The 13,306-nt window shown below is 44.5% G+C and carries 11 protein-coding genes and 1 pseudogene; 5 read left to right on the top strand and 7 right to left on the bottom strand.

Annotated features, from left to right (window positions below; all coding sequences use genetic code 11):
* The first annotated feature begins 43 nt into the window (after positions 1–43).
* Both ACN6NF_RS03815 and ACN6NF_RS03810 read left to right on the top strand, forming a co-directional pair.
* Positions 44–658, top strand: a complete 615-nt coding sequence (locus ACN6NF_RS03815) for a superoxide dismutase (protein ID WP_013369407.1) — start codon at positions 44–46, stop codon at positions 656–658.
* A gap of 136 nt (positions 659–794) precedes the next feature.
* Positions 795–1,283 carry a DinB family protein gene (locus ACN6NF_RS03810; RefSeq protein WP_474315285.1) on the top strand — a complete coding sequence of 163 codons (489 nt, stop codon included), beginning with the start codon at positions 795–797 and terminating at the stop codon, positions 1,281–1,283.
* An 85-nt stretch (positions 1,284–1,368) separates the two neighbouring features.
* Here the strand turns inward: ACN6NF_RS03810 and ACN6NF_RS03805 are convergent, their stop codons facing one another.
* Positions 1,369–2,808, bottom strand: coding sequence for a PTS transporter subunit EIIC (locus tag ACN6NF_RS03805; RefSeq protein ID WP_474315282.1), 1,440 nt, complete (start codon positions 2,806–2,808; stop codon positions 1,369–1,371).
* Between the two features lie 24 nt (positions 2,809–2,832).
* Positions 2,833–5,025: an alpha-galactosidase gene (locus ACN6NF_RS03800; protein WP_474315280.1), complete on the bottom strand. Its 2,193-nt coding sequence runs from the start codon at positions 5,023–5,025 to the stop codon at positions 2,833–2,835.
* A gap of 174 nt (positions 5,026–5,199) precedes the next feature.
* On the opposite strand from ACN6NF_RS03800, the gene ACN6NF_RS03795 reads away from it, so the two are divergent.
* Entirely contained in the window at positions 5,200–6,021 is an 822-nt protein-coding gene (locus tag ACN6NF_RS03795) for an AraC family transcriptional regulator (RefSeq protein ID WP_474315278.1), read from the top strand.
* Positions 6,022–6,453: 432 nt separating this feature from the next.
* Here ACN6NF_RS03795 and ACN6NF_RS03790 read toward each other — a convergent pair whose 3' ends face one another.
* Positions 6,454–7,341 (bottom strand): NmrA family NAD(P)-binding protein, encoded by an 888-nt coding sequence (locus ACN6NF_RS03790; protein WP_474315276.1) that lies wholly within the window; start codon positions 7,339–7,341, stop codon positions 6,454–6,456.
* A 231-nt stretch (positions 7,342–7,572) separates the two neighbouring features.
* On the opposite strand from ACN6NF_RS03790, the gene ACN6NF_RS03785 reads away from it, so the two are divergent.
* On the top strand, positions 7,573–8,214 hold the full coding sequence (locus ACN6NF_RS03785) for a TetR/AcrR family transcriptional regulator (RefSeq protein WP_474315274.1): 642 nt from the start codon (positions 7,573–7,575) through the stop codon (positions 8,212–8,214).
* A 397-nt stretch (positions 8,215–8,611) separates the two neighbouring features.
* On the opposite strand, the pseudogene ACN6NF_RS03780 reads toward ACN6NF_RS03785, so the two are convergent.
* The 4 genes and pseudogenes from ACN6NF_RS03780 to acpS form a co-directional block, all read right to left on the bottom strand.
* Positions 8,612–8,809 (bottom strand): annotated as a pseudogene (locus ACN6NF_RS03780) (FAD-dependent oxidoreductase); the annotation flags it as partial.
* A gap of 7 nt (positions 8,810–8,816) precedes the next feature.
* Positions 8,817–9,752, bottom strand: a complete 936-nt coding sequence (locus tag ACN6NF_RS03775; RefSeq protein WP_474315271.1) for an NAD-dependent epimerase/dehydratase family protein — start codon at positions 9,750–9,752, stop codon at positions 8,817–8,819.
* A gap of 830 nt (positions 9,753–10,582) precedes the next feature.
* Positions 10,583–11,806: an A/G-specific adenine glycosylase gene (gene mutY / locus ACN6NF_RS03770; RefSeq protein WP_474315269.1), complete on the bottom strand. Its 1,224-nt coding sequence runs from the start codon at positions 11,804–11,806 to the stop codon at positions 10,583–10,585.
* A 4-nt stretch (positions 11,807–11,810) separates the two neighbouring features.
* Entirely contained in the window at positions 11,811–12,215 is a 405-nt protein-coding gene (gene acpS / locus ACN6NF_RS03765) for a holo-ACP synthase (protein ID WP_045245121.1), read from the bottom strand.
* Between the two features lie 183 nt (positions 12,216–12,398).
* On the opposite strand from acpS, the gene ACN6NF_RS03760 reads away from it, so the two are divergent.
* The gene (locus ACN6NF_RS03760) at positions 12,399–13,226 is read left to right on the top strand and encodes an alpha/beta hydrolase family protein (RefSeq protein ID WP_474315267.1); all 828 of its coding nucleotides are present in this window, start codon (positions 12,399–12,401) and stop codon (positions 13,224–13,226) included.
* Positions 13,227–13,306 lie beyond the last annotated feature (80 nt).

Genomic DNA, 13,306 nt, shown 5'->3' with positions numbered 1-13,306 from the left:
ATAGGAACACTTACCCAACCATATAACCAGGAGGGATTTTATTATGGCATTTCAATTACCAGAACTTCCTTACGCAAAAGACGCATTGGAACCACACTTTGATGCACTGACAATGGAAATTCACCATGATCGTCACCATAACACATATGTTACGAATTTAAATGCAGCTCTGGAGAGCGCTCCTGAACTGCAAAGCAAAAGCCTGGAGGATCTGATCTCCAATCTGGACAGCGTTCCTGAAAGCATCCGCACTGCGGTTCGCAATAACGGTGGTGGACACCACAACCACAGCCTGTTCTGGGAAGTTATCGGTCCTAACGGCGGCGGACAGCCAACAGGTGCAATTGCTGAAGCCATCAACAATGAACTGGGCGGCTATGACAAGTTTAAAGAAGACTTCACTAAAGCAGCTACAACTCGTTTTGGTAGCGGCTGGGCTTGGCTGGTTGTCGGCAAAGACGGCAAATTGGCGATCACTAGCACTCCAAACCAAGATAGCCCGCTGTTCGAAGGTCTGACTCCGGTCCTTGGATTGGATGTTTGGGAGCACGCTTACTACCTGAAATATCAAAACAAACGCCCAGACTACATTGCAGCTTTCTACAATGTAATCAACTGGGATGAAGTCAACAAACGTTACGCTGCTGCAAAGAAATAAGCCAGTAGCAACATTCTTATCCTAAATCATGAGGGCTGTCTCAAAAGTAGATTTTCTACGAATGAGACAGCCCTTTTGGCATTCTGTGGTAAACTGGTGGAAATCATTTTTTATTACAGTCCCTGGAGGGTAATGGATGCAAACTTTTTTTCGTTATAACTGGATGGTTCGGGAACAATGGTACCGCTGGTGTGAAGAGGTGCCGCAGGAGGAACTGCTGAAAGAACGCATCGGCGGGGTTGGCGGCATTCTAAAGACGCTCTTTCATATCGTTGATGTAGAATGGAGCTGGATTCAAATCCTTCAAGGCAAACCTGATTTTCAGGAAGACTTCTCTCAGTATAATACGCTGGATAAAGTCCGCGAGCTGGATGCAAAGTTTCGACTCGATGTGGAGCCGTTCGTACTCGCCTGGCATGAAGGTCTGGAACGAAGAAGGTTTGAAGATCACCTCCCAGACGGCAGGATTGTGATTGATGCCTGGGGCGAGGTAATGCGCCATGTCATTGCCCACCAGATTCATCATATTGGGCAGTTATCCGTATGGTCGCGCGAGCTTGGCAAGCCTCCGGTATCAGCCAATGTGATCGACAAAGGGCTGATTGAGAGCGATCCTTCCATATAAGTACGATATCCGCAACTAAAAAGGAGTAGAAAAGAGCCTTTAAGCTCCTTCTACTCCTTTTTAAGCATAAACTTCGATTCATTTTTTAGAGTACTGCTTTTAACCTCTTGCTCTTGATCATACCGTAAGCCAACGTAAATAATGCTCCGCATAACAGGGCAATCACATGAGCGACAAGATAATTGATATGACCATGGTTATCTGACGCTGCAATTGCAAAGCCAGGAAGAGCCGTGGTTCCGAATCCTATGGCTGTCAGCTTGCTTAAATATACATATGCCCCTGCAACCATTCCTCCAAGGCAACCAGCAATTAAAGGAAATTTATACTTTAAAGTGACCCCGAAGATGGCTGGTTCCGAGATTCCAAAAAGTATAGACCCGAATGCAGAGTAACCCAGTTCTTTAACCTTGGTGTCTTTGCGATTCAAAAGAACATACCCCAAAACGGCGCCTCCTTGAGCCATCAAAGCTACCGATGCCAATGGATTGATAAAATTTCTGCCTGTATCGGTTAACAACTGTGCTTCTACCGCGCCCATAACATGGTGCAAACCCGTAATAACGATGATCTGCTGAATACCTGCAAAAAACATAAAGCCGAATATGCCTAGGTTTTGCGTCATCCAGAGCAACGAAACAGTCACTAGACTGGCCAACTCTCGCCCAAGAGGGCCGATAATCGTAAACAATAGCAAAGAAGAAACAAAGACCGTCAGCAAAGGAGCCAAAAATAGTTTAATCATGTCTGGAACCTTTTTGTTAAAAAATTGATCCAACTTGGCTACCACATATCCCATCATTAGTGCAATAATAATACCACCCTGAAATCCAACCAACTGTACGGGAAGTCCGAAAAGACTGATCGATTCTGGATTTTGACTTCCTTTAGCTACCTCAAAGGCGTCCGCCAAGGCTGGATGAAGCATGATCGCACCCAGCACAAGCCCCAGAATAGGACGACCGCCATATCTCTTGGTTGCAGAATAAACAACAAGCAGCGGCAGGATGGTGAAAATACCCGTGGAAACGATTTGAACAAATCGATTAATCCCTTGAAAAACGGGATACATCTCCACAATCGATTTAGGGCCAAATAACCCTTTTTGACCTAACAGACCGGTTATCCCCATTAACAATGCAGCGGCAAGAATTCCAGGCATGATCTCAATAAAGACATCTGACAGCGATTTAATGGCTTTCTGAAAAGGATTTTGCTTTTGTGCGGACTTCGATTTGACATCACTTAATGACATATCTTCCGTTCCGGTCATTTTGGAGAACACAGCATAGATATTATTGACCAACCCTGCTCCAAAAATGATCTGCAGCTGATCCCCTGCTATGAATACGCCTTTAACCAGATCAATATCCTCAATCTTTTTTAATTCCGCTTTTTCATTGTCCTCAAGGACAATTCTTAGTCTTGTGGCGCAATGGGCCACACCGATAATGTTCTCTTCACCACCGATATATTTTAAAATTTCTTGAGAAATTTGCTTATACTGCTTTTCTTTTGCTTCCATCTAGTAAAACCTCCTCTAGCTGAATCAGATGTCTTCTTTAACAAATCTCCAGAACATGCCTAGGAAATCCTGCTTTACCCTGGCAAGCGTTATGCCGACATGCATTAATTCATCACCGCCAAACAGCTCACCGGTCTGTACATTTCTATAAATGTAGTCTGGATTCAGGCCTTTGAATTTTAACGTTTTAATCGCAGCAGCCGGTTGGGATAAAACCTTGAAATAGCTGGCCGCCATTTCCGTTTGATCCTCTGACACAAAGCTCCATGCGGCTTCATTTCCATCAAATGGATTAATAATTCTGTAAAACTTGCCAAATTGAATGAGCGATCTCATTTCTTTATACAGAGCTATCTGTTGTTTTACCAGTTCTTTTTCTTCAACGGTTAATACCGTCAGATCCAGCTCATATCCTAAATTCCCGGCCATGGCGACATAACCTCTGGTCTCCAATGGAGTTATTCTACCCACTTGATGGTTAGGTACCGTAGAGACATGTGCGCCCATCGTAATCGGAGGATAGACAAGACTTGTTCCCCATTGAATTTTCAATCGGCAAATGGCATCCGTATTATCACTTGTCCAGGTCTGAGGCATGTAATAGAGCATACCAGCATCAAAACGGCCTCCCCCACTAGAACAGCTCTCGAATAAAACATGAGGAAACTTCGATGTAAGCTCTTCCATAATACTGTAGAGTCCCAGAATATAACGATGCGCCGTCTCCCTTTGTCTCTCAGATGGTAAAGCGGCCGAACCCACATCTGTCATATGACGATTCATGTCCCATTTCACATAAGTAATGGGAACATCCGATAAAATGTCGGAAACCGACTTAACGATGTACTCACACACTTCCTTCCTCGATAAATCCAACATAAGCTGATTTCTGCCCAACGTATACGGACGATCAGGAACATGGATACACCAATCGGGATGATTTCTGTATAAATCGCTGTCTATGGATACCATTTCAGGTTCAAACCACAAACCAAACTCCATACCCAGATTTCGTATGCGATTGGCAAGATCCGGCAAGCCATCTGGAAGTTTGCGACGATCCACCACCCAATCGCCTAATGAAGTATTGTCATCATCACGCTTTCCAAACCATCCATCATCCAATACAAACAGCTCCACTCCTACACTTTGAGCTTCCTTCGCCAACTGCTCAATCTTGTCGGCATCAAAGTCAAAGTAGGTGGCTTCCCAGTTATTAATCAGGATCGGCCGCTCCTTGTCACGAAATGGTCCACGACATAATCTGTTCCTGTATAAATCATGATAAATTCTCGACATACCACCCAAGCCATTTTCGGTGTATACCATGACGACTTCTGGCGTTTGGAAGGATTCCTCTGGTTCAAGCAACCATGTAAAATCAAAAGGATTAATCCCCATCGTAACTCTAGTGTTCCGATAGGAATCTACCTGAGTCTGGGCCGTAAAGTTCCCGCTGTACACCAGATTAAAGGCGTATACTTCACCCTGCTCTTCATCTGTCCCTTCCCTTACAAGTGCCATAAAGGGTGCCTGATGAGGGCTGCTGGCTCCACGGCAGCTGTCTACCATTTGAATCCCGGGTAAAATTTTTCGTCTTGCTATATTTTTTTCATTATTATGCGCACCATACAAAGTAATGAGTTCGTACTCATCATCACGAAAATCCACACTAGCACTTAACGCTCTAAGCAGTTTTAGCTGCTGCCGACCTTCATTATCAAAACGGACTGAACGGGTAATGACATCCCACTTTTGATATAGGCTATAGGATAGTACAATCTTTACATCAATTAATGGATCTTCAAGGATGATTTCCAGTGTTTCTACTTCACCATCATCCTCCGCATACGTAGAAGGAAGCCCTTTCAATTTTGCTTTGCCTTGGTAAACCCGATGTTCTTTATACCGAAAATCTGTCACTGTAGAACCATTCTCCAATTGAAGCTGATACGCAGGAATCCTGAAATCACTATTTCCAAATGACGGATATTCCTGTGGGATGGTATCCAGTGAAAAGGCTCGATCCGCCCCATCCGGATTGGGTGAAAATCCTCTGTCCATAAAGATGATTTTATTGCTACCCCGGTAGCTCTGAATTCTCTTCCCCCAATACAGATGGGCTAAATAACCATCTCGTATAACCTGCATGACATAACTCGTATTGCTGCCTTGTAAATGGAATAAAAGCTTCTCTTTATCGATGATTATAGCCATAGTGACCCCCTTGTAACGCCAATAGTAATATTTTCAAAAAGTATAAATTATGTTGTTTCCTTGTTTCTTACACCCTAATCATAATGGAATAGTTTTAATAATTATATGGAATAATGTAGACTCTATATGAAACGGTGTGATAATATGCAGAGATGAATTAAGGGGTGAAACCAAATGAGTTCGCATTTTTCCAATCATTCCTATAACAACTTGGATCTCAATCTATACACATGTGGCAAAGAAAGCTGTACCAGCAAACACTCTTATGGTCCAGCCATTCGAAGCGGGTATATGGTGCATTTTATTTTAAAAGGAAAAGGAATCTTTAAAGTCAACGATAAAATCTACCATTTGGAGAAAAACGATGCTTTCTTTATTGAGCCGAAGGTTTTAATTTACTACGAAGCGGATGAAATCGACCCATGGGAATATGCCTGGATCGGTTTTAATGGGATGCAAGCCAAAGAATATCTAAGCCGGACCTGTATCAATAGGGACAATCCCATTTTCCAGTTCGAAGCGGAAGGTAGTCTTGCCCGCTGTATGGAGAGCATCGTGGTTTCTTCTACGCTGAAATCCAACAAAGACCTGTTGCTTGCATCCAAGCTGTATGAATTTCTGTATCTGATGTTTGAACTTTATCCTAATCAGGAAGTCAACAATGTGGTAAGACAGCAGCGATATATTAAAGAAGCGCTTCTCTTCATTCAACAAAACTATTCACATTTCATTACCGTAAGTGACATTGCCAAGTACATTTCAATTGACCGTTCATATTTGCATCGTTTATTTAAACAGCAACTCAATAAGTCACCGCAGGAATTTTTATTGCACTTGAGGATTGAAAAATCATGCTCCCTCTTAAAAAACACTTCCCTTAAAATCGGAGATATTGCTCGATCAGTAGGGTATAAAGATGTACTTCTATTCTCCAAGATGTTCAAAACGGTCAACAAGGTGACTCCATCCGAATACCGAAAAAATCACCAAAAATAACACGCTTTGTTCGTAACTAAGTTAGGCATTTTCATTCCAGAAACAAAAAAATAGCGGCAGCATGGAGTAACCTTAAGTCCATACTACCGCTATTTTCAAAAGAAAATAAAGTTCTAGACAAAAAAATAAAGTATTAGACTGACGTTGCTTCATTAGGCTAACGGGCAGGTTAGTTTAAAGTCATTCGATATGAACCTATCACAGGTAAGGATTTTTTTGTGCGCATTTATCAATAAAGAACAAAGCTCGCTATCACTTCAGCGAGCTTTGTTCTTTATATGTCAAAACCAAGTCAGAGTAAAACCCTGTTCGAGGTCTGAGATTAGAGCAGGATGAACAGGCTGCCATCCCAAGATCTCCGGGTCAAGTTATCGAAAGAAGTAGCGCACTTAGACGCATTCTCACCCGCAGGTTAACAGTATTCTGGACTGTTTAAACAGATTTATTATACACGTCTGCAAAAACTTTCGCAAAGTCTCCGACCTTGACTTTACCAAGGTGGTAGTCGGTTGCACGGAGGCTGGCGTAGAACTCGTCGGCGTTCTCGCAGGCGCGGTTCATTTGGGCAAACCCGTTGGCAGTGTTCTCGTGGAAGCCGATTTTTTTCATATTCTCAGCAAGAGTTTCAACGGGGATTTGTTGGTATTTGGCTTCGATACCTTTCTCTGCAAGGGCGTTGAGCCAGTCGTTGCCTGTGGCCCAGTCACTAACTATGAACTTCGCGCTTTTACCCGCTGGGGTGTGAGAAATCATGGCGTAAACGACGTTTGCAATATCAACGGGGCTGACCCAGCCTTGTGGGATGTCAACAGAAATTGGGCTAAAAATAGTCTGCTGGGTTTTGAGGCTTTGCATGTCGGCAAAAAGATTGCTGTAAAAGCCGACAGGCCGGATGTGGACAACGTTCACGCTTTCAAGCGAGTTTAGCACGTCTTCTACAAAATGATAGCTGTAGAGAATGCCGGCGTTTGCGTTGTCGGCGCCGACTGAGCTGAGGTTGACGACATTTTTTACGCCTGATTTTAGCACAGCGGCCTTATAATTTTCAGCAAGATCAATAGCGGTCTGCCACATGTCGGTGCCAGAGGCATAATTGATGCCCGAAATCATGAGGTAAACGACGTCACTACCTGCGAAGGCCTGCGCGAGGAATTCGACGTCGAGGTTTGATCCGACTGCTGGTTTAGCACCAAGCGCTTCGATGTCGGCGATACGATCTTTGGAGCTTGTGATGACGGTGACATCGTGACCGTCTGCGATTAGGGATGGCAGGTAGTTGCGGTTGATATTGCCGAGTGAGCCGAGAACTGTGATTTTCATTGTGTATTCTCCTTTTTTAATAATGTGATTTCGAGAAATGTATATCGCTTTTGAGACCGTTATCCCTTCCTCGATTGGCTATTCATTACAAGAGAGATTATACAACGACAAATTAACTAAGTAAACTAAATTAATAAAATTAGTTAATTTAATATTTTTATTCAATATTGTTTGTTGATACAGCTATTTTGATATAATATGATTTGATGAGCATTAGAGGAGGCTTCAATCGTGAGAAAACCCGTGAGCGCAGATCAATATCTAAATAAAATCAAACCTGTAATTAGAAGAACCAGATTCAGCCAACTGAAAATTGACGATATCGCAAAACATATGGATATTAGTAAAGTGACGCTTTACAAGCACTTTTCATCCAAAGATGAAATCATCGAACAGGTTGTAGAGTATGGAATTCAGTATTTGCAGCAGGCTGACACCGTTGTATATGATGATTCCGTTTCATATATTGATCGATTTCAAAAAACGTTTCTGGAATCATTAATAGGTGTTATTTATTTATCCGATTTGTTCCTGCAAGACCTCAAGGAGTTTTATCCACGACTTTTTGAAAAAATTTCCGTTGCTCAACAAAATAGAATTAAAAATTTACAATCATTTTTTCAATCCGGTATGGATAAGAAGATTTTTAACAGAATGCACGCTGCGCTGTCCTTAGTTCAAGATGATGCGACGCTTCGGCGCATTATGGAACCGACCTTTAGTATTCAATGGTATGATCTGACCTTGAAACAAGCCGTTATGGAGTTTTATAGAATGAAACAGTATCAAGTGATTAGTCCAGAATATCTGGATACTGTTGACGATTCAGTTACCGAAAAAGAAATCATTCGCATTTTACAAACCATTTCGTAAACGCGTTCGTTTCCTACGACTTGTTCTCATTGATGCTATCGTCCCGTTATCGGAGTAATCGTTGTAAAATTTGTAGCTTATAACGATAAAAGGCCATCCGGGTAGATGACCATTAAACTTAGCGGTTAGAGATAGCGCGGTGAACCGTATCACTGTAAATCATTATGCTAACGTAGAAACGATAATTGAATAAACGACGAAAATGAAGCTGCCTGTGTTGACTGGCAGCTTCATTACATTAACGGGCAGGTCAGCTTAATGGCAAATCGTCAGTTGTACGCAAAAAATAAAGTTTTAGTCCGAGCTGCTATTGCTACACAGTTCCAATATTGCTTCTAAATCCAATTTGTTTACTTCCATATCGAAATGGCTCGCGTTAGAAAGAATGTAATCATTAAGGGTACTTCAATATCTGTTCCCTTGCAATCCGCCGGGCGTAATCCCAACACGTGTCAAGAAGCCATGAGACTCTTTTGTCACATGATTTCTTGGCATCTCCTTATCGATTACCAGTACCCGTCTGCGTGAACGAGCCAGCACCAAGGCAAGCGTTCAGTCCAGCAGGGCCACCGCCAACAATCGCAAGATCATATATTTCGGCCTCAGTCTCCGGTCATCTTCCTTCTACCTCCCTGATCAATATCACAATCTTCAAAAGCTATTGGCAAGCCAAGTTTGCACGGATTCGGCTTCAGGCTTCCAGCCAAGCAAGTTTCGAGTATGCACAGAGCGAATTCGGCAATTCGTCGCAAGTGTATATTGAGCCAGAAGGCCAAATTCACCAACCTTTCTTCCAGAGACCAGCTCATCGTGCGTCCCTCATATCCAAGCGCCTCACTTACGTAACGGCTTAGATCACGGAACGATTCCTCGCCATTTTCTGCGAAAAAGTAAGAGGAGGATGGCGCTTTGTCTAGTGCAAGAAGATACAATTGGGCCAAGTCACGAATATGGACGTTCGACCATCTGTTCAGACCTTTGCCAATGTAGGCTCCGGCCTTCATTTCTTTCGATTTCTGTACAATCATTGGAAGCTGAATGCTGTCTCTTGGAAGTCCGAGAGACGTTCCATACACCATGGAAGGTACGATGACAATGCCTCGTACTCCTTGATCGACCCCTGCTTTACGCACCAGCTCATTGACTCGAATCGATTCCAAGTCCCTTGTTACAGGTGTTTCTTCGTTATAGATTTGCTCGCTCTGGAATTCGCCCTTGGCATCATCCCCAACGTTGCCTGAACCGGATGTGTGAATCAACGGCTTTCCTGTACCGCGCAAAGCGCTAATAAACGTCTCAATAGCCTTGCGGTGAGCAACGTCAGCTGTATAAATCACTCCATCGCTCCGTTTTGCGTAATCAGCCATTATTTCCGTATCTCCAAGTGTGCCCACGACAGGCTCCACTCCAAGCTCTTTCAGCTCGTTTATTTTGCTGGTGCTCCGGGTCAGACCATAGATAAAATGCCCTGCATCGAGCAATACTTTAGCCACAGGACTTCCGATATATCCGGTAACGCCTGTCATAAATATTTTCATCGTTTGTCATTTCCCTAATCTAAGTTCTTTTAAGGATACGATCTGTCACTGTGTCCTATACTCAAATTAATAATAAGATATTATAGACACTTAATATCTGTAATTTAGCAAAAAAAAGGTGCGTGATTCAGCTTGCATTCATACAAAGAACCAGCTCCTTTGATCGCATGGACACGAAGTGCATAGTCGAGTTAAGAATAATTCATTTGCGCTCCGATTATCGACTCATCGAGTCCATAATGACTGAGCTCATTTTAGAGCTACGGATCACATATGTCAAGTACCTGGCTCGCCTAAAAACATAAACCATTGTCATCTTAAACTTGTTGCTCTTAGCATCCCGTATGAGACGGGTTGCATAGCAACGTATTCCACATGCTATAACTGCTAAGCGTACCAGAAGACTGAAAATATCTGGTCATAGACTCTGTCGAAATCAACTGGCAGTGGTTAAATAATTGAAAATTTTAAAAACAATTATTCAAAGATATTCGCAATTTCTTTGTTAGCTTTATGTCTTTCTCGTGTCAAATGTTTTTTAACCACGAGCATCGTTCGTCCCGCAATTCTCTCAGCTCGGCCGATGAAGCTATCAACATTAGGATATCTTCTGTATATTATTTCAATAAATCCCTACTTTGGTTTCCTTTTGAAAAATGAAGTAATTGCTGATCTCCTAGCAGTAAAGGATATTGGACTAACGGGAAACGTTAGTTTAATGGAAACAGCGACAGTCTAGGACTTTATTTTCTCGTCCTTAGTTGTCGCTGTTTCCATTTTCTGGTATAATCCTAATACTTTATCTTTTGCTGACAGTTATTTTATTAACATCAGTTCTCTTTTTGCTTCGTATAATACTCGGTGATCAGATCAAGGAACACCTTGGGAAACGCCAAGGTGGACATATCTGCCTCGCTGATCCAGCGGTACCCCGCTGGCAGCGCATTATGCGCCTGCTCAGCCAGCACAATCAACGCACCTGGCTTCGCTGCAGTGCTGTAGCTGGCCCGCTGCTCGGCAGCCAGCGACTGTTCGCCCGCCTCCCCGGCAGGGGCGGCGACCTCTTCACACTGGAACACACGCAGGTTCCAGTGAATGTGGCTGAACGTGTGCTCCGCCTCACGTACAAACCGCACCGGGCGCGCATGCACGCCCTCTGCTAGCAAATGAGCCGCCAGGTGATCCATAGCGGGCTCATCCGGTACCGGGCCGTTGTAGCCCTCCGGCACGGCAAGCTCATGCGGCAGTTCCCACATGCGGGCCAACAGTCCCTTGGCCGGACGTTGGCGCACAAGTAATCGGCCTGCGTTGGTGCCGCTGCCCTCGATGAGGGCGACGGAGCGCGGCTCCAGGCGCGGCGGTTTCGCTTTTGTTTTGACTGGCAACGTCTCCTCGCGGCCTGCCAACCTGCCCGAGCAATGCTCCATGACCGGACAGGTCAGGCAATGAGGCGACTTTGGCGTGCAGACCAGCGCCCCCAGCTCCATCAGCGCCTGATTAAAATCGGAGGCTCTCCCTTCGGGAATCAGCTCCCTGACCAGACTTTCCATATGCGACCGCGTGCTACCCTTCATAATATCCTCTTCGATGAGAAAATAACGCGACAGCACACGCATCACATTCCCGTCTACAGCAGGCTCTGGTCGATTAAAGGCAATGCTCATAATCGCCCCCGTCGTATACGGGCCTACTCCTTTCAGTGCAGCAACAGCCTGCGTATCATCCGGTACCTGCCCACCGTGAAGCTCAACAACCTGTTTCGCTGCCGTTTGCAAATTCCGGGCCCGCGAATAATACCCCAGCCCTTCCCACAGTTTGAGCACATCCTCCTCGGGCGCTTCCGCCAGCGCTTCAATCGTAGGAAACCGTGCAATAAAGCGATTAAAATACGGAATGACCGTATCGACACGTGTCTGCTGAAGCATAATTTCCGAAATCCAGATATAAAAAGGATTGCGATGGCGACGCCACGGCAAATCGCGTTTGTTACGTGTATACCAATTCAACAGTTCAAAACTGAAGTAACGCTTTTGTTCCAATGTATTTGTAGTCATCCCATCACGTCTCCTTATATTCGACAATCACAAAAGCAGAGGCAATGTTAGGCTGATGTGTAATACTCAAGTGAATGCTGTAATTCGAGTCCCCCGTATTCGGCAACCTCAGTCGATCCCACGCAGACGAAGACAAATAAACTACGGGCTTCCCCCCAGGTTCAGGTAAAATATCCATATCGCTGAATCCAATGATTTGTCCAATTCCACAACCGAAGGCTTTCGTTATCGCTTCCTTGGCAGCAAAGCGCCCTGCTACGAACTCCGCTAGCCTCCCCTTGCGTTCCACTGCAAGCTCGCGTTCTGCCGGGGTTAACACCCGATTCAAAAATGCATCTGCATACTTACCTGCCAAAATATGAGCCATACGGCTTATTTCCAGCACATCATGTCCAATTCCGTAGATCATTTGGGTATTCCCCGCCCTTTTTTTACTTTACTGGATCTATTGTAACAGTGCGTCCACACCCTGGCGAGTCACAAAGGCGTAAAAGCGTCACCAAAATATGTTAAAATGAGAGAAGCAATCAGTGAATGCTTGAAATTCGCGGATATGCCGGTTTAAAAAACTCCCTTAGAAAGGAAGGATAGGATGTCAGAAACGATTGTGGTTGAAGCAGGTACCGATGCAGGAACAGATGCGGTGATCCGTGCCTCCTGGTTTCCCGCTAAAAATACGGCCAAGAGCCTGCTCATCATCGCTCATGGCTACAAAGGATTTAAGGATTGGGGGATGTTCCCCTTTATAGCAGAAGCATTAAGTATGGATAACCATGTAGTAACCTTCAACTTTTCACATAATGGCATAGGCGAGGATCTGGAGAATTTTACCGAGCTGGAAAAGTTCGCACGCAACACCTATAGCCGCGAACAAGAGGATTTGGAACTATTGCTGTCCAATCTGAGAGCACGCCATGAATTCAGAGAATTGCCGTTGTTTCTGTTAGGACATAGCCGAGGTGCGGGAAGCTGCTTTGTATATGCTCTAGATCATCCCGGCGAGATTGCTGGCGTCATTTCATGGAATGGCGTAACGGATCTTGATCTGTTTACTTTACCGCAAAAAGAAGAAATGCGTGCCAAGGGACGCAGCTATGTGCATAACGCCAGAACCGGACAACAGCTTCCGCTGGATGCTGTCATTCTGGACGACCTGGAGCATAACCGCCAGCGTTTTGCCATTATAGACAGGCTTGCCAATAGCCAGCTCCCAGCTGTGCTTATCCAGGGAACCGAAGACTCCAAACGTCTACGGGAAGGCTCTGCCCAGCTCACCTCCGTTCGTCCCGACATCGAGTGGGTACAAATTCAAGGTGGCAATCATACCTTTAACACCGTTCATCCCTTCCAGGGAGGCAGTCTTCAACTGGATCAGGCGATTACCGAAACCCGCCGCTTCATTGACTGGATCACCAATTAGACAATAGCCCCTTCAATACAAACGGCGATCCGCCGGGCGGATCGCCGCATTTATTTAGTTTAGCATTTTACAATTCCAAA

The organism is Paenibacillus sp. TSM33 (assembly GCF_056099025.1).
This window is presented reverse-complemented; position numbering and strand designations above follow the sequence as displayed.